Origin of the sequence: Pseudomonas sp. NPDC077649, assembly GCF_044542855.1 — a bacterium.
Classification (GTDB): Bacteria; Pseudomonadota; Gammaproteobacteria; order Pseudomonadales; family Pseudomonadaceae; genus Aquipseudomonas.
In genome coordinates this window covers 438,248-460,908 of record NZ_JBITVF010000003.1, presented here as the reverse complement: position 1 = coordinate 460,908, position 22,661 = coordinate 438,248, and the positions used below count along the sequence as shown (strand labels likewise).

20 protein-coding genes are annotated in these 22,661 nt (G+C 62.7%); all 20 read left to right on the top strand.

All coding sequences use genetic code 11. The annotated features are described in order from the left end of the window. The first annotated feature begins 115 nt into the window (after window positions 1-115). Window positions 116-1,144 (top strand): hypothetical protein, encoded by a 1,029-nt coding sequence (locus ACIGFL_RS12510; protein WP_397497390.1) that lies wholly within the window; start codon window positions 116-118, stop codon window positions 1,142-1,144. A 201-nt stretch (window positions 1,145-1,345) separates the two neighbouring features. Next, window positions 1,346-2,134 (top strand): class I SAM-dependent methyltransferase, encoded by a 789-nt coding sequence (locus ACIGFL_RS12505; RefSeq protein ID WP_397497389.1) that lies wholly within the window; start codon window positions 1,346-1,348, stop codon window positions 2,132-2,134. A gap of 9 nt (window positions 2,135-2,143) precedes the next feature. Then, window positions 2,144-5,701, top strand: coding sequence for a glycosyltransferase (locus ACIGFL_RS12500; protein WP_397497388.1), 3,558 nt, complete (start codon window positions 2,144-2,146; stop codon window positions 5,699-5,701). A gap of 274 nt (window positions 5,702-5,975) precedes the next feature. Next, window positions 5,976-6,824, top strand: a complete 849-nt coding sequence (locus ACIGFL_RS12495; protein WP_397497387.1) for a flagellin domain-containing protein — start codon at window positions 5,976-5,978, stop codon at window positions 6,822-6,824. Between the two features lie 72 nt (window positions 6,825-6,896). Continuing rightward, a complete protein-coding gene (locus tag ACIGFL_RS12490) occupies window positions 6,897-7,286 on the top strand; it encodes a flagellar protein FlaG (protein WP_397497386.1) in 390 nt (129 codons plus the stop codon). 71 nt (window positions 7,287-7,357) lie between these two features. Further along, window positions 7,358-8,761 (top strand): flagellar filament capping protein FliD, encoded by a 1,404-nt coding sequence (fliD, locus tag ACIGFL_RS12485; protein ID WP_397497385.1) that lies wholly within the window; start codon window positions 7,358-7,360, stop codon window positions 8,759-8,761. Between the two features lie 100 nt (window positions 8,762-8,861). Continuing rightward, entirely contained in the window at window positions 8,862-9,242 is a 381-nt protein-coding gene (gene fliS, locus ACIGFL_RS12480) for a flagellar export chaperone FliS (RefSeq protein ID WP_397497516.1), read from the top strand. A 26-nt stretch (window positions 9,243-9,268) separates the two neighbouring features. Further along, complete coding sequence (locus tag ACIGFL_RS12475) at window positions 9,269-9,562, top strand: flagellar protein FliT (RefSeq protein WP_397497384.1); 294 nt, start codon at window positions 9,269-9,271, stop codon at window positions 9,560-9,562. Between the two features lie 260 nt (window positions 9,563-9,822). Then, window positions 9,823-11,298 (top strand): sigma-54 dependent transcriptional regulator, encoded by a 1,476-nt coding sequence (locus tag ACIGFL_RS12470; protein ID WP_397497383.1) that lies wholly within the window; start codon window positions 9,823-9,825, stop codon window positions 11,296-11,298. A 178-nt stretch (window positions 11,299-11,476) separates the two neighbouring features. Continuing rightward, window positions 11,477-12,691 carry a sensor histidine kinase gene (locus ACIGFL_RS12465; RefSeq protein ID WP_397497382.1) on the top strand — a complete coding sequence of 405 codons (1,215 nt, stop codon included), beginning with the start codon at window positions 11,477-11,479 and terminating at the stop codon, window positions 12,689-12,691. A gap of 5 nt (window positions 12,692-12,696) precedes the next feature. Next, on the top strand, window positions 12,697-14,112 hold the full coding sequence (gene fleR / locus ACIGFL_RS12460; protein ID WP_122108422.1) for a sigma-54-dependent response regulator transcription factor FleR: 1,416 nt from the start codon (window positions 12,697-12,699) through the stop codon (window positions 14,110-14,112). 341 nt (window positions 14,113-14,453) lie between these two features. After that, entirely contained in the window at window positions 14,454-14,783 is a 330-nt protein-coding gene (gene fliE / locus ACIGFL_RS12455; protein ID WP_021445177.1) for a flagellar hook-basal body complex protein FliE, read from the top strand. Window positions 14,784-14,793: 10 nt separating this feature from the next. Beyond that, on the top strand, window positions 14,794-16,575 hold the full coding sequence (fliF, locus tag ACIGFL_RS12450; protein WP_397497381.1) for a flagellar basal-body MS-ring/collar protein FliF: 1,782 nt from the start codon (window positions 14,794-14,796) through the stop codon (window positions 16,573-16,575). Beyond that, window positions 16,568-17,584, top strand: coding sequence for a flagellar motor switch protein FliG (gene fliG / locus ACIGFL_RS12445; protein ID WP_021444795.1), 1,017 nt, complete (start codon window positions 16,568-16,570; stop codon window positions 17,582-17,584). The genes fliF and fliG overlap by 8 nt, the downstream gene beginning before the upstream one ends. A 3-nt stretch (window positions 17,585-17,587) precedes the next feature. Then, window positions 17,588-18,385, top strand: coding sequence for a flagellar assembly protein FliH (gene fliH, locus ACIGFL_RS12440; RefSeq protein WP_397497380.1), 798 nt, complete (start codon window positions 17,588-17,590; stop codon window positions 18,383-18,385). Further along, entirely contained in the window at window positions 18,375-19,736 is a 1,362-nt protein-coding gene (fliI, locus tag ACIGFL_RS12435; RefSeq protein ID WP_397497379.1) for a flagellar protein export ATPase FliI, read from the top strand. The genes fliH and fliI overlap by 11 nt, the downstream gene beginning before the upstream one ends. 3 nt (window positions 19,737-19,739) lie before the next feature. After that, on the top strand, window positions 19,740-20,189 hold the full coding sequence (gene fliJ, locus ACIGFL_RS12430; protein ID WP_122108418.1) for a flagellar export protein FliJ: 450 nt from the start codon (window positions 19,740-19,742) through the stop codon (window positions 20,187-20,189). 86 nt (window positions 20,190-20,275) lie between these two features. Beyond that, on the top strand, window positions 20,276-20,581 hold the full coding sequence (locus ACIGFL_RS12425) for an STAS domain-containing protein (RefSeq protein ID WP_021444187.1): 306 nt from the start codon (window positions 20,276-20,278) through the stop codon (window positions 20,579-20,581). Window positions 20,582-20,583: 2 nt separating this feature from the next. Then, entirely contained in the window at window positions 20,584-22,272 is a 1,689-nt protein-coding gene (locus tag ACIGFL_RS12420; RefSeq protein WP_021444188.1) for a fused response regulator/phosphatase, read from the top strand. A 30-nt stretch (window positions 22,273-22,302) separates the two neighbouring features. Next, complete coding sequence (locus ACIGFL_RS12415) at window positions 22,303-22,656, top strand: Hpt domain-containing protein (RefSeq protein WP_021444189.1); 354 nt, start codon at window positions 22,303-22,305, stop codon at window positions 22,654-22,656. The last annotated feature ends 5 nt before the right edge of the window (window positions 22,657-22,661 follow it).

The following is a 22,661-nucleotide window of genomic DNA, read 5'->3' as shown; positions in this document are numbered from 1 at the left end:
CGTTCGCTACGTTATTTTTACCGGCGCCAACGAGCGCGCCGTGGTTGCTATATGCCGTCACTTCCGCCGGAGCGGGATCGCCTGTTCCCTAATCGCCAGACCAGGACAGGATCCTTTGCGCAAGACCAGCTTCGTCGGTTGGATCGAAGCGGTCCGTGGCGTGGATCGGCTAGAAGCCGACGATATGTTGGCGGCATTTACGCAGATCAAGGCACGTCATGCAGGAGAGCGGCTGATCTTCTTACCCACCGCGGAGTCGATCATTCGACTTGTGCTTGATAAGCGTGAGGCGTTCGAGGCGGCCGGGCTGGAAGTACCCCTGGTGGACAAGTCGCTCTACGAGAGGGTTTCTGATAAGGCCAGCTTTCTGGAACTCATGGCCGGGGTCGGCATGAGCCTTCCGCCGCGCATCGACAGGGTGGTCGCCAGCGATCTTCCGATGGTCGCCAAGCCCTTCCATGAAGTGTCGCCGCGTAGCGGCCGCAAGCTCTATCCGGAGCTTATCTTCACCGAACAGGCGCTTGAGGCCTTTCTCGCCGGGAGGGGAGGCGAGGACTATTTCTTCCAGCGTTACCTGGACGGGCGCAGTTACTACTTTCTGGCCTTCTTCCCACGCTCCGGCGAGCCGACGGTGCGTTATCAGGAGAACCTGTTGCAGCAGCCCAACGGCAAATCGATGCTGGCGGCCCGCCTGTGCGAGTGTCCGGATCCCTGGAGCGAGCAGTGCCTGATTCGCGGTTTCCAGTCGGTGGGATTCTTCGGTTTCGTCATGGTTGAGCTGATCGAGGCGAACGGCGTTTTCCATCTTATCGAAGCCAATCCCAGGTTGTGGGGACCGTTCGAGTTGGCCATCAAGGCAGGCCTCCGACCGGAGGCCATCGCAGGGGCAGCGGGCCATGAGCGCGGCAGCAAGCGTGCGCTCTATTTATGGACGAGTGGCTTGGCCCTCTCTCTGTTCGCGGGCGGACGGCCTCGTCGCTACCCGCAGTACCTGCGCAAGCTGGTATCTCGTCCCTCCGCTCTGCTCGGCGCGGATATCTATCTACGAATGGATACGTTGCGTTTGCTAGGGCACGAGTTGAAAAGCGCACTAGGCCTGACGATCCATCAGGTCAGGAGCAGACTGTCGGAGACGAACCTGTGAGCATCATCTTGCAAGAGCGAGAGTTCATTTCCAACTCGGGGAAATGGACAGGGCTTCACGTTCAGTCATGTCCTCAAGCCGGCGTACTTCAGATGACAAGCTCGATTCAGACTCTTGCGTCAGAGAATAGTTGCGAGCTTTTCCGTATATCGAAGGGAACAAATGTTCGCCTGAAAATCATTCATTCTTGAGGGGGGCCAGATGCCCGTATCAGCCGAAAAGCTTGAAGAGCTCAAACGCCTATTCGCCAATACTGCTCGCACACGCAAACATTCCGCTTATCAATTGTTGTCGGAGCCAGTAGCGGAACTGTTGGGCGACGTCGATGTGGAAATACGCCATAAGAACGAAGTTGAGCGCCTGGCCTATATAAAGGCGAAGGTAGGGTTTTTCAACTGCAAAGTACTTGATATCGGCTGCAACACCGGGTTCTTCCTGTTCGAATCGCTGCGGGCAGGTGCCACCCGGGCCATGGGCTATGAGGGCAGTGTCGAGCATGCAGCCTTCGTCCAGGAAGCCGCTTCGTTACTAAACATGGAAAATGTCTTGGAAGTTCGGCCGCATTACTTCGATTTTGAATCAATGCCTGGGCGGTTCGACGTCGCACTGCTGTTGAACGTTCTGCATCACGTCGGCGATGACTATGGCGATCCTGCCATAGGTATAGACCAAGCCAGGGCCACCATCCTCCGGCAACTCAATCGAATGAGCCGGATCTCCGGCCGATTGGTGTTCCAGTTGGGATTCAACTGGCGTGGTGATCCGGATCACTGCCTATTCCTCCACGGCACCAAGGCCGAAATGATCGACTTCATCCGTGAAGGAACCTCGGGCTACTGGAATATCGACGCTATAGGTGTCGCGGTACGCCAGGGAGACGAAATTTCCTATCGAGACGTAAACGAGCGAAGCATTCAACGGGACGACTCTCTAGGCGAGTTCCTCAACCGCCCGATTTTCATCATGAGTTCTCTCGGTGCCATGGAATAAGGAGTTCGCATGAAAAGCAGGCTGCACTTCAAACCTGGACATCCGTACTACATCGCTGCTCCTGATTACCGCGAGTCGTCCTCTGGCATATGTGTACTCCATTACCTGTGTCATGCCTTAAATCTGGAGGGGTTAGAAGCCTATATAGTGGGCGCCAAGCGGGTCAATCCGGACCTCAAGACACCGTTGCTGACCGATACGATCAAGAGAAATCACCAGCAGGCTAAAAAAGTACCTATTGCGGTCTATCCGGAAACCGCTTCTGGCAATCCGATGATGGCGCCGGTGGTAGTTCGCTACATTCTCAACAAGGAAGGACTGATTCGCGGCAACCAGCTTGGCGCCAGCGATACGGACCTTTTTTTCTATTTTCGCGAGGAGTTCGTAGAGTCGGGGAGAGTAGTCGATTTGCTCACACTGCCCGGCACGGATATGGAGATGTTTGCCCCCGATCCTTCGCGCCAGCGTGCGGGAAGCCTCCTCTATTTGAATCGGGTGCCGCGGGACGCGGTGGATTTCTCCACCCTGCCCCCAGATCTAGAAGTCCTGTCGATGGCAGATCCGTTGCCCCTCGCCCAACTGGCGGAGAAGTTCAAGTCCGCCGCTGTGCTCTATTCATTCGAGACGTCATCCACCTGCACAAAAGCCATGCTTTGCGGATGTCCGGTCGTTGCCCTGCAGGCCGCTGGCTATGAGCATTTGGCGTTCACTGAGGAGACGTTCCGTTTTTACCGTCATAGCGGTGTGGCGTCGGACGATTCGGAGCGGGCCTTGCGCGATGCGGTGGAGAGCCTGCCGGAAATTCGCTCCTGGCACAGTGAGTTGGAGGAGTGCTTCTGGGAGCAGCTGGTCGTGTTTACCCGGAAGACGCAGGCGCAGGCGAGCAGAGAAGCTGCCAGCCAACGCTTCTGGCTGGATCGTTGGATGAATGCCAGAGTGCCGGCGGAAACCCATGTGCGATTGATTAATTCCAGCCTTGAAAGTAATCCGGTCGCGCCGCTAGTGAATGTGGTGATCAAGGATCTAGTCGGTGACCTGCAGCGGGTAATTGCGACCATCAAGAGCTTGGACAACGATCGCTGCTTTTACAGAAATGTGAAAATCACGGTGCTTACGTCGCTCGATATCCCCAGGGAGAATTCGTCGGAAGGACTCCGTTTTGTCCGAATCACCAAGCAGAATCTGGTGGATACGCTGAATCAGGTCGCCGTCGGAATCGACTTCGAATGGCTGATGCTGGTGGAGGCAGGGACCGAGTTCACTGCCGCCGGATTGCAGACCTTGGCGATCGAGTTGCTGGCGGCGCCGGGGTGCCGAGCGGTCTACGGGGACGAGTTGGAGGTCGACGATGAGGGCACCCGCGCGCCGTTGTTGAGGTCTGGGTTCAATCTTGATTACTTGCTTGCATTTCCCGGTGCGATGGCTTCTCACTGGTTGTTCCACAAGCAAACCTTAATTGCCCTCGATGGCTTCAATCCCGAGTTCACCGATGCGTTTGAGTTGGACTTCATCCTGCGGATGGTAGAGCACGGTGGTTTCTCGGGGCTTGCTCATGTCGATGAACCCCTAGTGGTCGTCGCGAGAAAAGCGCCTGCGGACAAGGCGGATGAGCTCCGTGCGATTAGTCGGCACCTGAGGGTACGTGGCTATGAGGGGGCCTCGGTTGTGCCCGTGTTGCCAGGACGCTATCGCATACGTTACGCGCACAAAGACCAGCCTCTGGTTAGCATCATCATCCCAATCGAAGACGATCTAGCAAAACTTGAGCGGTGCGTCGAAAGCATCCTGGAAGTTACACGCTACCAGAACTATGAGGTGGTGCTGGTCGGCAGCATGGACGACTCGTCGCCCGTGCGCGAATGGCTGGACACGCTTGCAGGGATGGGGGCCGGACGAATCAGGGTTGCGCACTACGATGGTCGTTTCGACCTGTCCGCGATGTGCAATCTGGGAGCAACTGCCGCGTGCGGCGAATACCTGCTTCTGCTTGCCAGCAACACATGGCAGAGCCAGCCGGAATGGTTGGAGGAAATGCTGAATCACGCTCTTCGTCCGGAAGTGGCCGTTGTGGGGGCCAAGGTTCTCTATCGTTTCGGTCCGGTCAAACACGCCGGGATCATCCTTGGGCTGCGTGGGCCTGCAGGTGGTGCATTCATTGGTGAGGCGGGAAATGCCCCTGGTTACATGAGTCGTTTGCTGGTCGATCAGAGCTATAGCGCCGTGAGTCGTGCCTGCATGCTGGTACGTAAGTCAGCTTTCGATGAAGTGGGTGGTATGGGCTGTGATGATATTCGCGAAGAATATGCCGACGTCGACTTCTGCCTGAGGCTCGGCCAGGCCGGCTATTTGATTCTATGGGCCGCTAATGCCGTGGTTCGTCAGGCCGGTGAGTCGCCGGTGGAGGGCGTAGAGGCGTCTTTCGAGTCGCAAGAGCAGCAAAAGGCCCGGATCGCTATGTACGACAGATGGTTACCCGTGCTTGCCCGGGATCCGGCCTACAACCAGAACCTGACCATTAGTGGTCTGGGTTTTACTCCCGATTATTCCAAGACTCGGGAATGGCAGCCGATCGGGCAGCCCCTGCTTCCTCGCATCTTGTGCCATCCATCGGATGGTGGCGGATGCGGGCATTATCGAATTTACCAGCCGTTCATAGCCATGGAGCGAGAGGCACTTATCGAAGGGATTTCCAGTGGGTCGTTATTGGCGCCGGTGGAACTTGAACGGTTTGCTCCAAATAGCATCATTTATCAACGCCAGTTCACGCCTCATAGCCTGCTTTTGCGAGAGGAATCGAGCATCTACAAGGGGGTCTTCCGCGTGATGGATATGGACGATTTCATCCCCGGAGTGCCGGAAAAAAGCATTCATTACAACCAAATTCCTAAGAACGTAATGGCATACATCAACAAGTCGCTGAGCCTAGTGGATCGCTTTGTAGTTTCCACCGAGCCGCTGGCAGAGGCCTTCAGAGGGCTCCACCCCGACATCCGGGTTGTGCAGAACCGCCTGCCGGTGGAGTGGTGGGGGGGGCTTCGGAGTCAGCGACGAGTCGGCCGTAAACCTCGCGTCGGTTGGGCTGGAGGCACCAGTCACACCGGGGATTTGGAGCTGATATTCGACGTGGTGCGAGCCTTGGCGAACGAGGTCGAGTGGGTTTTCTTCGGAATGTGCCCTGAAATGCTTAGACCATATATCCATGAGTTCTACACTGGGATTTCGATCGAGAGGTATCCAGAGCGCCTGGCATCACTGAACCTGGATCTTGCTTTGGCGCCGCTGGAAATGAATCTATTCAACGAGTGCAAGAGTAACCTGCGCCTTTTGGAGTACGGCGCTTGCGGTTTCCCGGTGATCTGCACGGACATCGTGACCTACCGTTGCGGCTTGCCGGTCACCCTGGTGGAAAATCGCACCGAAGACTGGATCGAGGCGATTCGTGTGCATCTTGCTGACCTTGACGAGACTGCCAGGAAGGGCGATGCCCTGCGTGCGGCGATACACCGGGACTGGATGCTACAAGGCGAGGCACTGTTGGAATGGCGCAAGGCATGGCTGCCTGATTGAGCCTATACACATCCACGTAGGCATTCGACCGGGCATGCCCCAGTTTTTCGAGCGCTCCCCTAAAGCTTTCCGTCGCCTCGCCGATGAATGGGATAAGGCTTGAGCGGCGTGCTTTCCCCAGGTTGCTCGAGTTAGGTAAAAAAAACGCGTATTGGGGCTAAAGGTTTTTTTTCAGGCGACGATACGCTAAGTGAACGCGAACTCAACGGCCGCATGAGCTGGCTCGGAGTCGCAAGCTCAGGCAAATAGGCCCAGTCCTTCGGAGGACAAAATCATGGCATTGACCGTAAACACCAACGTTGCTTCTCTCAACACTCAGCGCAACCTGAACAAGGCATCCGACTCGCTGAGCGTGTCGATGCAGCGCCTCTCGACTGGCTCGCGTATCAACAGTGCCAAGGACGATGCCGCCGGTTTGCAGATTTCCAACCGCCTGACCAGCCAGATCAATGGTCTGAACGTGGCAATTCGCAATGCCAACGACGGTATCTCCATTGCTCAGGTTGCGGAAGGCGCTCTGCAGCAGTCCACCGACATCCTGCAGCGCATGCGCGAGCTGGCTCTGCAGGCAGCCAACGGCAGCAACAGCAGCGTCGATCGCGAATCGTTGAATCAGGAAGTGGTTGCGCTGCAGAGCGAGTTGGATCGTATTTCCGACACCACAAGCTTTGGTAGTGGCTCTAACAAACTTTACCTTTTGGACGGCAGTGCCTTCTCCGGTGATGTGGCGTTCCAGGTTGGTGCCGATGCGAATGAAACTATCAACGTGACCATGGGTTCTGCAGCCTTCAATGCTTCCGGTTTGGGCGTGGCGTCTGGCGATGTGGATATCACCACTGCTTCTGGCGCTCAAGCTGCTGTTTCTGCCATTGACGCAGCGATGGCGACGATCGACAGTCGTCGCGCCGAGTTGGGTGCTGTGCAGAACCGCTTTACCAACACTATCGCCAACCTGCAGAACATCGCTGAAAACGTATCCGCGTCCCGTGGCCGTATCAAGGACACCGACTTCGCGGCTGAAACTGCTAACCTGACCAAGAATCAGGTGCTGCAGCAGGCCAGTACCGCTATCCTGGCACAGGCTAATCAGCTCCCCTCCGCTGTGCTCAGTCTGCTGCAGTAAGGTCGAACCTGATAAACAGGGGAGGGGTCGCAGGACGCCTACCCCTGTTTTTGCCTTTTCGAGGAGGCGGTTATGGATATCAATGTTCAAGGCGTCAGGAGTGCTGGCGCAGTTGATATTAAGCCGGCCGCAGAGCGGAAGACGCAGCGTCCCGATCTGGCAGGTGCTGATTTCGATGAGCGGGAGTCTGTCTCCGTCAGGAACATCAATGCAACTTCTCTCGCGGATGGCGCCGGAGTCATTGGAGTTATCAATGATGCGGTGGTCTCTCTCCAAGAGTTTGCACAATCCATCCAGCGCGATCTTTCCTTTCGAGTGGATGATTCCAGCGGGCGGGTTGTGGTCGAGGTTCGGGATCAGTCATCAGGAGAGGTCATCCGGCAGATTCCGTCTGAAGAGGCTCTGCAGCTGTTGAAGCATCTGGAGGAGGCTCGGAGCCTGATGGTCAATACAACAGCATGAGCGTCCTGGCCTAGATCCTGCAGGTTTTGCAGTGACGTGGTTGGCGTCAGAAGACTGTCGAGAGGTGAAGCATGGCAACTATTACTGGCACCGGCCTTGGCTCCGGGCTTGACATCAATTCGATTGTAAAGTCGCTTGTTGATGCCCAGGCTGCCCCTAAAACTGCCCAGCTCGATCGTCTCAAGAGTCAGGCCGACGCCAAGATTTCTGCTGTAGGGCAATTCAAGAGTGCTTTGGAGGCCTTCCAGAAGGCGATGAAGGACTTGAGCTCTGGTAGCGCCTTTTCCGCTTTGGCTGCTTCTTCTTCGAATGCCGAGCAAATTACGGTCAGCGCTTCCGGCAGTGCCGTTGCCGGTAGTTATCAGGTGAAAGTCAACCAGCTGGCTACATCCTCCAAGGTTGTGACCGCTAATGTCGTTTCCGACACAGTCTTCTCGGCAGGCTCGCTCAGCATAAGCCTTGGGACCGATGAGCCGTTTACCGTGGATGTTGCTGAGGGCGCCTCTCTAGTGGAGGTTCGCGATGCGATCAACGCCAAGCTCAAGGACAGTGGAATTACCGCCAACGTGGTTAGCGACCCGGCCAATACCGAGGCAGGGGCCCGTCTGATCCTGAGTTCCACCACCACCGGTATGGGCAAGGATATTTCCGTTAGTGGCTCCAATGCATCCCTGTCCCTCCTTGCCGTGGACGGCACTCAGCAGCAGGCAAATGGCGCAGCGGGACACATCACCAAGGCGCAGAACGCTGAGTTCGAGGTCGATGGACTTGTGCTGTCCAGCGCGACCAACAAGGTCGAAGGTGCAGTTAGTGGTATGACCTTTGAGTTGCTGGCTGACAGTGTGGGTAAAACCACTATCTTGACGGTAGGACCGAACAAAAGCGGTCTCAAGGAGTCGGTTCAAAAGTTTGTCGATGCCTACAATCAGGTCGTCAAGGTGACTAGCTCCCTTACCAAGGTGACCCAGGGGAGCGATGGCACGACCACCACGAGCGGTGCACTTGTGGGCGACTCTACCGTCCGTCAATTGATGGGCTTGATGCGCAAGGAACTCACCACCGCTAGTGATACGGGTAATGACTCCATCAAGATTCTGGCCGACTTGGGGATCAAGAGTCAGCAGGACGGCACTCTGACTATAGATCAGACTAAGCTGGATAAGGTGATTCAGGACAGTCCCGAGACCATTGGCACCTTCTTCGCGGGCGCGGATGGTTTGTTCAAGCGGCTGGACGATCAGATCAAGGTTTATACCCAGACAGGAGGGATTCTGAAAGAACGCTCCGACTCGCTGCAAGGTACCCTCACAAGCGTCAGCAAACAGCGTGATGCCCATACTCGTGCCATGACGGCGCTAGAGGCTCGTCTCTATGCGCAATACAACGCGATGGACAATCTTGTGGGGCAACTCACTAGCACTGGAAACTCGCTGTTGGCTAGCCTGGAGGCGCTTTCGGCGCGATCTAAATCGTGATCTGGCGAAGCGCTGTAGAAATTCCTGCTAGGGACTAAAGATCTTGGTTTTCCGGTCGATTATCTTAATAGGTAGATAGCCACCTCCGAGAGTCAAAATGATGAACGCCGCTTCCGCTCTTCGTCAGTACCAAGCTGTAAAAACGGATATTTTGGTGTCCGATGCCAGCCCACATCGGTTGATCCAGATGTTGATGGATGGTGAACTTTCCCGTTTAGCGCAGGCGCGAGGGGCGCTTGAACACGGTCAACTGGCCGTTAAAGGGGAGCTGTTAGGCAAAGCAATATCCATTATTGGGGGGCTGCGTGGGGCGCTCGATATGGAGCGCGGCGGTGAAGTTGCCATCAATCTGGATCGACTTTATGAGTACATGGGGAATCGTTTGGTTGAAGCCAACTCCAAGGCTGATGTAACCATCATCGACGAAATTTCTGGGCTGATGCGTACTATCAAGTCTGGCTGGGATGGAATTGCGCCCTAAGCGGCTTGAGTTAGAGGGGGGGGCCTATGATCAATACTGTCCAGCATTTGCAGGAAACCGGCATGGCCTTGCGCGACGCCCTGACCAAGCAGGACTGGGCGGCCATCGGCGAGCTGGACCTGCAATGCCGTATGGCGGTCGATGCGGCCATGGTCGAGAGTCGCGATGAAGAGCAGCTGCGCGGCAGCATGGAGAACCTGCTGGCGCTCTACCGTGAGCTGGTGACCGTTTGTCAGGCCGAGCAGCAGCGCTTGGCCGGCGAGTTGGTGCAGCTCAATCAGTCTCGCCAGGGCGCCAAGGTTTACCAGCTGTTCGGCTGATTTGGCCGCATTTTCCCGAGCTTAGCCGCCAGGTTTGGCTCGGTTTCCCTCTTTCAGTTTTCTCCTTTCTGCTTCTTTTTATCGGTTGCCACTACCCGACTGTGCGAACAGCTGCTTAGCTATGGTCATAGGCGAGCAAAAAAATTACGCCATAAAATTGACTGTATCCAAAATATTGACTTTACTAGTGGCCAATTGCCGGTGTGCGCCGAGGATCTGGCGCGCAATTTCCTTCACTCCTCGAGTCAGATAAACACAAGATGTGGCGTGAAACCAAAATCCTGCTGATTGACGACAATGCCGCGCGCCGCCACGAGCTGGCGATCATTCTGAATTTCCTCGGGGAAGAGCACCTCGCCTGTAGCAGTCAGAACTGGCAGGACGCGGTCGCCGAGCTGAGCTCCAGTCGCGACGTGCTCAGCGTGTTGCTGGGCGAGGTCGAGTCCAAGGGCGGTGCGCTCGAGCTGACCAAGCAGATAGTCGGGTGGGACGAGTTCCTGCCGCTGCTGACGATCGGTGAGACCGCGGCTGGCGACTGGCCGGAGGACCTTCGTCGGCGCGTGCTGGCCAGCCTGGAAACCCCGCTGAGCTACAACAAGCTGCTCGATTCGCTGCACCGCGCCCAAGTCTATCGCGAAATGTACGACCAGGCCCGCGACCGCGGTCGGCAGCGCGAGCCCAACCTGTTCCGCAGCCTGGTCGGCACCAGTCGCGCGATTCAGCAGGTGCGGCAGATGATGCAACAGGTGGCCGACACCGAGGCCAGCGTGCTGATCCTCGGCGAGTCCGGCACCGGCAAGGAGGTGGTGGCGCGCAACCTGCACTATCACTCCAAGCGCCGCGAAGCGCCCTTCGTGCCGGTCAACTGCGGTGCGATTCCCGCCGAGTTGCTGGAGAGCGAGCTGTTCGGTCACGAGAAGGGTGCCTTCACCGGCGCCATCACCAGCCGGGCAGGGCGCTTCGAGCTGGCCAATGGCGGCACCCTGTTCCTCGACGAGATCGGCGACATGCCGCTGCCGATGCAGGTCAAGCTGCTGCGCGTACTGCAGGAACGCACCTTCGAGCGGGTCGGCAGCAACAAGACGCAGACCGCCGACGTGCGCATCATCGCCGCCACCCACAAGAACCTGGAGAAGATGATCGAGGACGGCAGCTTCCGCGAGGATCTGTACTACCGCCTCAACGTTTTCCCCATCGAGATGGCGCCGCTGCGCGAGCGTATCGAGGACATCCCGCTGTTGATGAACGAGCTGATCTCGCGCATGGAGCACGAGAAACGTGGCTCGATCCGTTTCAACTCGGCGGCCATCATGTCGCTGTGCCGCCACGACTGGGCGGGCAACGTACGCGAGCTGGCCAACCTGGTCGAGCGCATGGCGATCATGCATCCCTACGGGGTGATCGGCGTCGGCGAGCTGCCGAAGAAGTTCCGTCACGTCGACGACGAGGACGAGCAGCTGGCCGCCAGCCTGCGCGACGAGTTGGAGGAGCGTGCGGCGATCATGGCCGGTCTGCCGGGCCTGGACACCCCGGCCATGCTGCCGCCCGAGGGCCTGGACCTGAAGGACTACCTGGGCAATCTGGAGCAGGGCCTGATCCAGCAGGCGCTGGACGACGCCGGCGGCGTGGTGGCGCGTGCTGCCGAGCGTCTGCGTATCCGCCGCACCACCCTGGTGGAGAAGATGCGCAAGTACGGCATGAGCCGTCGTGAAGAGGAGGGTCAGGACGAGGATTGACTCGCCACTGATCCGTCCGCCACTGGCGGATACTCGATCGATAAAGCCGGAGCTTTGACGCAGCCTCCGGCTTTATTTTTCAAGTGATTGAAAAATAAAGCTAAAAAAGTAGGCACGGGGATTGCTAAACCTCTCTCACCTGACCGTCTTCTGACGGTGCGTTGTGCGAGAGAAGAAGATGAAAGCAAGCGTTCGCCCCTCCGAGCCAGTCGAGCCGAGCCCTTCGGCGCCGCTCGAGCAAGCCAGTCGTGCCGGTCTGGAGCAGGCTTTCGCCCTGTTCAACCAGATGTCCAATCAGCTCAGCGAGTCCTACAGCCTGCTCGAGGCTCGCGTCAGTGAACTGAAGGGGCAGTTGGCGCTGGTCAGCGCCCAGCGCATGCAGGAGCTGGCGGAGAAGGAGCGTCTGGCCCATCGCCTGCAGAGCCTGCTGGACCTGCTGCCGGGCGGCGTCATAGTGATCGACGGCCAGGGTGTGGTGCGCGAGGCCAATCCGGTGGCGCGCGCGTTGCTCGGCCAGCCCCTGGTCGGCATGCTCTGGCGCCAGGTGATCGCGCGCAACTTCGCCCCGCGCGAGGACGACGGCCATGAGATCTCCATGAAGGACGGCCGTCGCCTGTCCATTGCCACCCGCTCGCTGCATGGCGAGCCGGGGCAGCTGGTGCTGCTCACCGACCTGACGGAAACCCGTCGCCTGCAGGATCAGCTGTCGCGCCACGAACGCCTCTCCGCCCTGGGGCGCATGGTCGCTTCCCTGGCCCATCAGATTCGCACGCCGCTGTCCGCCGCTTTGCTCTACGCCAGCCACCTCAACGAGCAGGTGCTGCCGGCCGAGCAGCAGCAGCGCTTCGCCGGGCGTCTCAAGGAGCGCCTGCACGAGCTGGAGAACCAGGTGCGCGACATGCTGATCTTCGCCCGTGGCGAGCTACCGTTGCCGGATCGCCTCGGCCCGCAGGCGCTGTTCGCCGCCCTGCGTGCCGCCGCCGAACCCCATGTGACCGGCATGACGGTGCGTTGGCAGTGCGACGTTCGCGCCGGCGAGCTGCTGTGCAACCGCGACACTCTGGTCGGCACCCTGCTCAACCTGATCGACAACGCCATCCAGGCGGGCGGGCGCGAGGCGCGGCTGAAGGTCCACCTGTATCGCCGCGACAATCAGCTGCGCCTGTGCATCAGCGACAACGGCCCGGGCATGGATGCCGCCACCCTGGCGCGCCTGGGCGAACCCTTCTTTACCACCAAGACCACCGGCACCGGCCTCGGCCTGGCGGTGGTCAAGGCCGTGGCGCGCGCCCACCAGGGTCAGCTGCTGCTGCAATCGCGGGTCGCTCGCGGCACCTGCGCCATCCTTTCCCTGCCGCTGCTCGATGTGGCGCCCAGAATGAATCAGGAGTGATCCCCATGGCTGCCAAAGTTCTGTTGGTCGAAGACGACCGCGCCCTGCGCGAAGCCCTGGCCGATACCCTGTGTCTCGGGGGGCATGACTACCGCGCGGTGGATTGCGCCGAGGCGGCGCTGGTCGCCCTGGGCGAGGAGCCGTTCGGCCTGGTGGTCAGCGACGTCAATATGCCGGGCATGGACGGTCACCAGTTGCTGGCGCAGATCCGCGGCCGCTACCCGCAGTTGCCGGTGCTGCTGATGACCGCCTTCGGCGCGGTGGAGCGGGCGGTGGATGCGATCCGCCAGGGCGCCGCCGATTACCTGGTCAAGCCGTTCGAGCCGCGTACCCTGCTGGAGCTGGTGGCGCGTCACGCCCTGGGCTGCTTGAGCGCGGGCGACCGCGACGGCCCGGTGGCGCTGGAGCCGGCCAGTCTGCAGCTGCTGGAGCTGGCTGCGCGGGTGGCGCAGAGCGATTCGACGGTGATGATCACCGGCGAGTCCGGCACCGGCAAGGAGGTGCTGGCGCGCTATATCCACCAGCAGTCGCCGCGTGCCGGTGGCCCGTTCATCGCCATCAACTGCGCGGCGATTCCCGACAACATGCTCGAGGCCACGCTCTTTGGTCACGAGAAGGGCGCCTTCACCGGCGCGGTGACGGCGCAGCCGGGCAAGTTCGAGCTGGCCGACGGCGGCACCATCCTGCTCGACGAGATTTCCGAGATGCCCCTGGGCCTGCAGGCCAAGCTGCTGCGCGTGTTGCAGGAACGTGAAGTGGAGCGGGTCGGCGCGCGTAAACCGATCAGCCTGGATATTCGCGTGCTGGCCACCAGCAACCGCGACCTGGCCGGCGAGGTCGCGGCCGGGCGCTTCCGCGAGGACCTCTACTATCGCCTGTCGGTATTCCCCCTGGCCTGGCGACCGCTGCGCGAGCGGCCCGCCGATATCCTGCCGTTGGCCGAGCGATTGCTGGCCAAGCACGTCAAAAAAATGAATCAGTCCCCCGTACGCCTGTCCGAGGCCGCCGCGCAGAGCCTGCTGCATCACCAGTGGCCGGGCAACGTGCGCGAGCTGGACAACGCCATCCAGCGCGCCTTGATCCTCCAGCAGGGCGGCGTGATCCAGCCGCAGGACCTGTGCCTGCATGCGCCCATCGGCCAGGCGGTGCAGGCCCCGGCGCCGCGTCTGGCGGTGGTGCCCAGTGCGCCGGCGGCCTCGCCGCAGGCGGTCGAGGCGCCGGGTGCGGTGGATGCCGGCGCGTTGGGCGAGGACCTGCGCCGCCGCGAGTTCCAGGTGATCATCGATACCCTGCGTGCCGAGCGCGGCCGCCGCAAGGAGGCCGCCGAACGCCTGGGCATCAGCCCGCGCACCCTGCGTTACAAGCTGGCGCAGATGCGCGATGCCGGTATGGACGTCGAGGCTTATCTCTACGCCAGCTAGCGCTGAAAGTTGCAAGCCGTAAGCTACAAGCGGCAAGTAACAGCTTCGTAGGTTGGGTTAGCGGCGCGGTACACCGGTCGATAAACCGGATGCGATAGTGGCGCGGCGCGTAACCCACCAAGCGATCGACCGCGTTGCGCCGATGGTGGGTTACGCCGCTGCCCTTGTGGCGTGATGTCTGGTAATCAGCGCATGCGGCTAACCCACCCTACGCTCTGTCCGGAGTGGGCTTCTTCTCGCGGCTTAAGGCTTGCAGCCTGTAGCTGGCTCCTTTGGCACCCTTGTTGCAGTTACCCCTGCAACGCACCGCAAGTGTCAAAAAGCGGGCAGTGGAGGAAGTCATGAGCCAGGGTGTTGAATTCAATCGCTTGATGCTGGAAATGCGCGCCATGCAGTCCGAGGCGATGGCGCGGCAGAAGCCGGCCGTCAGCGAGCCGGTGCAGGGCGCGCCGAGTTTCTCGGAGATGCTCGGCCAGGCGGTGACCAAGGTCAACGAGACCCAGCAGGCCTCCAACAAGCTGGCTACCGCCTTCGAGATGGGGCAGAGCGGGGTGGACCTCACCGACGTGATGATCGCCTCGCAGAAGGCCAGCGTGTCCTTCCAGGCCATGACCCAGGTGCGCAACAAGCTGGTCCAGGCTTATCAAGACATCATGCAGATGCCGGTTTGAGGGTTGATTGATGGCTGAAGCAGCAGTAGCAAACGTACCGGCCAAGGCGGACGCGGCGCAGGTCAAGGGCCCGCTGCTGGGTCTTAGCTTCCTGGAAAACCTCGCGGACATGTCGGTGCTGCGCCAGCTCGGCCTGCTGGTCGGCCTGGCTGCCAGCGTGGCCATCGGCTTCGCCGTGGTGCTCTGGTCGCAGCAGCCGGATTACCGTCCGCTCTACGGCAGCCTCAACGGCATGGACGCGACCCAGGTGGTGGAAACCCTCAGCGCCTCGGGCATCGATTACACCGTGGAGCCCACCTCCGGCGCGCTGCTGGTCAAGGCCGACGACCTGGCACGGGCGCGCATGCGCCTGGCCGCCGCCGGCGTGGCACCGACCGACAACAGCGTCGGCTTCGAGATTCTCGACCGCGAGCAGGGCCTGGGCACCAGCCAGTTCATGGAAGCCACCCGCTACCGCCGCGGCCTGGAAGGCGAGCTGGCGCGCACGGTCTCCAGCCTCAACAACGTCAAGGCGGCGCGCGTGCACCTGGCCATGCCCAAGGCCTCGGTGTTCGTCCGCGACGAGCGCAAGCCGTCGGCCTCGGTGCTGGTGGAACTGTATCCGGGCCGCGCCCTGGAGCCGAGCCAGGTGATGGCCATCGTCAACCTGGTCGCCACCAGCGTGCCGGAACTGGACAAGGGCCAGGTCACCGTCGTCGACCAGAAGGGCAACCTGCTCTCCGATCAGCAGGAGCTGTCCGAGCTGACCATGGCCGGCAAGCAGTTCGACTACAGCCGGCGCATGGAAAGCCTGCTGACCCAGCGCGTGCACAACATCCTGCAGCCGGTGCTGGGCACCGGCCGCTACAAGGCCGAGGTGGCCGCCGACGTCGATTTCAGCGCGGTGGAGTCCACCTCCGAGATGTTCAACCCGGACCAGCCGGCGCTGCGCAGCGAGCAGCAGGTCAACGAACAGCGGCAGAGCAGCCTGCCGCCGCAGGGCGTGCCCGGCGCGCTGTCCAATCAGCCGCCCGGCCCGGCCGCGGCTCCCGAGCAGGCGACCGCCGCCGCGGCGCCCGCCGGTCCGGTGGCGGCCGGCCAGCCGCTGGTGGATGCCAACGGCCAGCAGATCATGGACCCGGCCACCGGTCAGCCGATGCTGGCGCCGTACCCGGCGGACAAGCGCGAGCAGTCCACCCGCAACTTCGAACTGGACCGCTCGATCAGCTACACCAAGCAGCAGCAGGGCCGCCTGCGCCGCCTGTCGGTGGCGGTGGTGGTGGACGATCAGGTGCGCGTCGACCCGGCCACCGGCGAAACCAGCCGGGTACCCTGGAGTGCCGACGATCTGGCGCGCTTCACCCGCCTGGTGCAGGACTCGGTGGGCTTCGACGCCAGCCGCGGCGACAGCGTCAGCGTGATCAACACCGCCTTCACCACCTCGCTGGGCGAGGAAATTCCGGACATTCCGTTCTACACCCAGCCCTGGTTCTGGGACATCGTCAAGCAGGTGCTCGGCGTGTTGTTCATCCTGCTCCTGGTGTTCGGGGTGCTGCGTCCGGTGCTCAACAACATCACCGGTGGCGGCAAGGGCAAGGCGCTGGCCGGCGGCGACGTCGAACTGGGCGAGATGGCCGGCCTCGATGGCGAGCTGGCAGACGATCGGGTCAGCCTCGGCGGGCCGCAGAGCATACTGCTGCCCAGTCCCAGCGAGGGGTATGATGCGCAACTGAACGCGATCAAGAGCCTGGTGGCGGAAGACCCTGGCCGCGTCGCCCAGGTCGTGAAAGAGTGGATCAACGCCGATGAGTGACAACCGTACCCCCGCCAAGCTGAGCAAGGTCGACAAGGCCGCCATTCTCCTGCTGTCGCTCGGCGAGACCGACGCCGCCCAGGTGCTGCGGCACCTCGGGCCGAAGGAAGTGCAGCGGGTCGGCGTGGCCATGGCCGGCATGCGCAATATCCATCGCGAGCAGGTCGAGCAGGTGATGGGCGAGTTCGTCGAGATAGTCGGCGACCAGACCAGCCTGGGCGTCGGTGCCGACGGCTACATCCGCAAGATGCTCACCGCGGCCCTCGGCGAGGACAAGGCCGGCAACCTGATCGACCGCATCCTGCTCGGCGGCAGCACCAGCGGCCTGGACAGCCTCAAATGGATGGAACCGCGCGCGGTGGCCGACGTGATCCGCTACGAACACCCGCAGATCCAGGCCATAGTTGTCGCCTACCTCGACCCGGACCAGGCCGGCGAGGTGCTCAGCCACTTCGACCACAAGGTGCGCCTGGACATCATTCTGCGCGTGTCCTCGCTCAATACCGTGCAGCCCTCGGCGCTCAAGGAACTCAACCAGATCCTCGAGAAGCAGTTCTCCGGCAGCGCCAACACCACCCGCGCCACCATGGGCGGGGTCAAGCGCGCGGCGGACATCATGAACTTCCTCGACAGCTCGGTGGAAGGTCAGCTGATGGACTCGATCCGCGAGGTGGACGAAGACCTGTCGACGCAGATCGAGGACCTGATGTTCGTCTTCGACAACCTCGCCGACGTCGACGACCGCGGCATCCAGGCGCTGCTGCGCGAGGTGTCCTCCGAGGTGCTGGTGCTGGCGCTCAAGGGCGCCGACGAGGCGATCAAGGACAAGGTGTTCAAGAACATGTCCAAACGTGCCGCCGAGTTGCTGCGTGACGACCTGGAAGCCAAGGGCCCGGTGCGCGTCAGCGACGTCGAGGCGGCGCAGAAGGAAATCCTCACCATCGCCCGGCGCATGGCCGAGGCCGGCGAGATCGTGCTCGGCGGCAAGGGCGGCGAGGAGATGGTCTAAGTCATGGCGGCGGGCAAGGAGTCGGAAAGCGAGCTGATTCGCGCCAAGGACCTGGGCGCCTTCGACCGCTGGGCGCTGCCCAGCTTCGACGCGCCAGGCGAGGCGCCGACCGAAGTCGAACCGGCGGTGGACGTGGCGGCAGAGGCCGAAGTCGAGGCGCAGGACGTCGGGCAGAGTGAGGAGGTGGCGCTAGAGGACGTCAAGCCGCTGACCCTCGACGAGCTCGAGGCCATCCGCCAGGACGCCTACAACGAGGGCTTCGCCACCGGGGAGAAGGACGGCTTCCACGCCGGCCAGCTCAAGGCCAAGCAGGAGGCCGAGGCCGCCCTGGCGCTCAAGCTGGGCCGCCTGGAGCAGGTGATGGCGCAGTTGTTCGAGCCCATTGCCGAGCAGGACCAGCAGCTGGAAGTGGCCCTGGTGCGCCTGGTCAGCCATATGGTGCGCGAGGTGATCCAGCGCGAGCTGGCCAGCGACTCCAGCCAGATCCGTCAGGTGCTGCGCGAGGCGCTCAAATTGCTGCCGATGGGCGCCGACAACGTGCGCATCCAGGTCAACCCGCAGGATTTCGAGACCATCAAGGCGCTGCGCGAGCGTCACGAGGAAAGCTGGCGCATCCTCGAGGACGACAGCCTGCTGCCCGGCGGTTGCCGCATCGAGTCGGAGCACAGTCAGATCGACGCCAGCGTCGAGACCCGCCTGGCCCAGGCGCTCAAGCAGCTGTTCGAGCAGCAGCGCGCGCAGATCACCCAACCGCCGGAAGCGGATATCAGCCTGGATCTGGATGGCGGCGATGCGCCTTGATCGGGTGAGTTTCGCCAGGCGCCTGGGCGGCTACGCCGAGGCCATCCACCTGCCCAGCCAACCCATACTCGAAGGCCGTCTGCTGCGCATGGTCGGCCTGACCCTGGAGGCCGAGGGCCTGCGCGCCGCCATTGGCAGCCGCTGCCTGGTGGTCAACGGCGACAGCTATCACCCGGTGCAGGTCGAGGCCGAGGTGATGGGCTTTTCCGGCAACAAGATCTACCTGATGCCGGTCGGCAGCCTGGCCGGCATCGCCCCCGGCGCGCGGGTGGTGCCGCTGCCCGACGCCGGGCGTCTGCCCATGGGCCGTTCCATGCTCGGCCGGGTGCTCGACGGCGCCGGTCGCGCCCTGGACGGCAAGGGCGGGATGAAGGCCGAGGACTGGGTGCCGCTGGACGGGCCGACCATCAACCCGCTCAAGCGTCACCCGATCAGCGAGCCGCTGGACGTCGGCATCCGCTCGATCAACGGCCTGCTCACCGTCGGCCGCGGCCAGCGCCTGGGCCTGTTCGCCGGCACCGGCGTCGGCAAGTCGGTGCTGCTGGGCATGATGACCCGCTTCACCGAGGCGGAGATCATCGTGGTCGGGCTGATCGGCGAGCGCGGTCGCGAGGTCAAGGAGTTCATCGACGAGATCCTCGGCGAGGAGGGCCTCAAGCGCTCGGTGGTGGTCGCCTCGCCGGCCGACGACGCGCCGCTGATGCGCCTGCGCGCGGCCATGTACTGCACGCGCATCGCCGAATACTTCCGCGACAAGGGCAAGAACGTCCTGCTGCTGATGGATTCGCTGACCCGTTTCGCCCAGGCCCAGCGCGAGATCGCCCTGGCCATAGGCGAGCCGCCGGCGACCAAGGGCTACCCGCCGTCGGTGTTCGCCAAGCTGCCCAAGCTGGTGGAGCGTGCCGGCAACGCCGAGGCCGGCGGCGGTTCGATCACCGCCTTCTACACCGTGCTCTCCGAGGGCGACGACCAGCAGGACCCGATCGCCGACGCCGCCCGCGGCGTGCTCGACGGCCATTTGGTGCTGTCGCGACGGCTGGCCGAGGAGGGCCATTATCCGGCCATCGACATCGAAGCCTCGATCAGCCGGGTGATGCCGCAGGTGGTGTCGCCCGAGCATCTCAAGCAGGCGCAGCGCTTCAAGCAGCTGTGGTCGCGCTACCAGCAGAGCCGCGACCTGATCAGCGTCGGCGCCTACGTGCCGGGCGGCGACGCCGACACCGACCTGGCCATCGCCCGCCAGCCGCAGATGGCCCAGTACCTGCGCCAGGGCCTGCACGACAGCGAACCGCTGGAGGGCAGCAGCCGGCAGCTGGCGGCCATCTTCAACCCGGCGGCGAACAAGGCCTAAGCCATGGCGGCGAGTCGAGCGGCGCGCCTGGCGCCGGTGGTGGACATGGCCGAGAAGGCCGAGCGCGAGGCGGCGCGCCAGCTCGGCCATTGCCAGGGGCTGGTGAGCCAGGCCGAGGCCAAGCTGGGCGAGCTGGAGCGCTTTCGCGGCGACTACCAGCAGCAGTGGATCAGCGAGGGCAGCAAGGGCGTCTCCGGGCAATGGCTGATGAACTACCAGCGCTTTCTTTCACAACTGGAAACGGCCATCGGCCAGCAGCACCAGAGCCTCGACTGGCACCGCGCCAACCTGGAGAAGGTGCGCGCCGTCTGGCAGCAACGCTACGCGCGCCTGGAGGGGCTGCGCAAGCTGGTGCAGCGCTATATCGACGAGGCGCGGCTGGCCGAGGACAAGCGCGAGCAGAAGCTGCTCGACGAGCTGGCGCAGCGCCTGATCGACCGCGGCGAGCCCTGAAGACGGGTTGTCGTGGGGCAGGGCAGGTGCTACACCTTGGGTGCGTATGCCGCCAATCAGGCAAGGTCTCGACAAAGGAGCAGGACATGGCCATCACCTCGCAGCCGTCGGCCGACGGGCAAGAGCTGACCATCGCGATTCGAGGACGTTTCGACTTCGCCTCCCACCAGGAATTTCGCGACGCCTACGAGCGCGTCAACATCACCCCCAGGCGCTACCTGGTCGACTTGCAGGGCACCAGCTACCTGGACAGCTCGGCGCTGGGCATGCTCCTGCTGCTGCGCGATCACGCCGGCGGCGACACAGCGCAGATCCGCCTGCTCAACTGCAGCAGCGATGTGCGCAAGATCCTGGCGATCTCCAACTTCGAGCAGCTGTTTCAGATCAACTGACCATGGCCGAGCGCCTGTCGATCCTGATCGCCGAGGACAACGCGGCCGATCGCATGCTGCTGTCGACCATCGTCAGTCGCCAGGGCCACCGGGTGCTCACCGCCAGCAACGGCCTGGAGGCGGTCGCGCTGTTCGAGCAGGAGCGCCCGCAGCTGGTGCTGATGGATGCGCTGATGCCGGTGATGGACGGTTTCGAGGCGGCGCGGCGGATCAAGCAGCAGGCCGGCGAGGCGCTGGTGCCGATCATCTTCCTCACCTCGCTGACCGAAGGCGAAGCGCTGGTGCGCTGCCTGGAGGCCGGCGGCGACGACTTTCTCGCCAAGCCCTACAACCGGGTGATACTCGCGGCCAAGATCGGCGCCATGGATCGCCTGCGCCGCCTGCAGGACACCGTGCTGCAGCAGCGCGACCTGATCGCCCGGCACAACGAGCACCTGCTGCGCGAGCAGCGGGTGGCCAAGGCGGTGTTCGACAAGGTGGCGCACTCCGGCTGCCTGGATGCGCCGAACATCCGCTACCTGCAGTCGCCCTACGCGCTGTTCAACGGCGACCTGCTGCTGGCGGCCTACAAGCCCTCCGGCGGCATGCACGTGATGCTCGGCGACTTCACCGGCCACGGCCTGCCGGCGGCCATCGGCGCCATGCCGCTGGCCGAGGTGTTCTACGGCATGACCGCCAAGGGCCATGCCCTGGCCGAGATCCTCCGCGAGATCAACGCCAAGCTAAAACGCATCCTGCCGGTGGGCGTGTTCTGCTGCGCCACCCTGCTCAACATCAGCAGCCAGCGCGGCCTGCTCGAGGTGTGGAACGGCGGCCTGCCGGACGGCCATCTGCTGCACGGCGATGGCCGCTCGCGCCAGCCCCTGGTATCGCGTCATCTGCCGCTGGGCATTCTCGAACCGGCGGCCTTCAGCGACCGCTGCGAGGTCTACCCGCTGGCCCCGGGCGACCGCATCTTCCTGCTCACCGACGGCGTGCTGGAGGCCTGCGACCAGCAGGGTCAGCTGTTCGGCGAGGCGCGTCTGCTGGCGCTGCTCGACGCCAACCGCCAGCCGCAGGCACTGTTCGAGGAAATCCAGCAGGCGCTGCTGGAATTCCGCGGCGAGGTCCAGGACGACGTCAGCATGCTCCAGGTCGGCCTCGCCGAGGACGCCGCCCGGCCACGCCCGCTGGCCTTCGCCGACAGCGGGCAGAGCAGCCCGCTGGACTGGTCGGCCAGCTTCGAGTTTCGCGCGCAGAGCCTGCGCCACTTCAATCCCTTGCCCTTCCTGCTGCAGCTGCTGCTCGACGTGCAGGCGCTGCGGCCGCGCGGCGGCGAGCTGTACACCGTGCTCGCCGAGCTCTATTCCAACGCCCTGGAACACGGTGTGATGGGCCTGGACTCGGCGCTCAAGCAGGATGCCCGCGGCTTCGCCGAGTACTACCGGCAGCGGCGCCTGCGCCTGGCGGCACTGAGCGACGGCTACGTGCGCTTTCACCTGCAGTTGCTGCCGCAGGCCGGCGGCGGGCGGCTGATCGTGCGGGTCGAGGACAGCGGGCCGGGCTTCGATCCGGCCGCCGTGGCCGCGCTGCAGGACGAGGCCCTGTGCGGGCGCGGTCTGGCGCTGGTGCGCGAGTTGAGCGATGGCTTTGTCTGCAGCGCCGACGGCCAGGGCGTCAGCGTGGAGTTTTGCTGGTCCGCTGGGGCATAATCCCAGCCTTGTTGTTCAGGGAGTGACCCGGTGTCCGATATCCACCTCGACGATGCCGTCCTGGCTGCCCTGCAGGACGTCATGGAAGACGAGTACCCGATTCTGCTCGATACCTTTGTCGCCGACTCCGAGGAGCGCCTGCGCCTGCTGCGCCAGGCCGAGCGCGAGGCCGATGCCCAGGGGCTGCGCCTGGCCGCGCACAGCTTCAAGGGCAGCTGCAGCAACATGGGGGCGGTGCTGCTGGCCGGGCTGTGCAAGCAGCTCGAGGACGCCGGTCGCCGCGAGGCGCTGGAGCTGGCGCCGGCGCTGATCGAGCAGATCGAGCGCGAGTTCGCCATAGTGCGCATCCTGTTCAAGTCCGAGCGCCAGCGTTATCGCGTCTGAGTCGC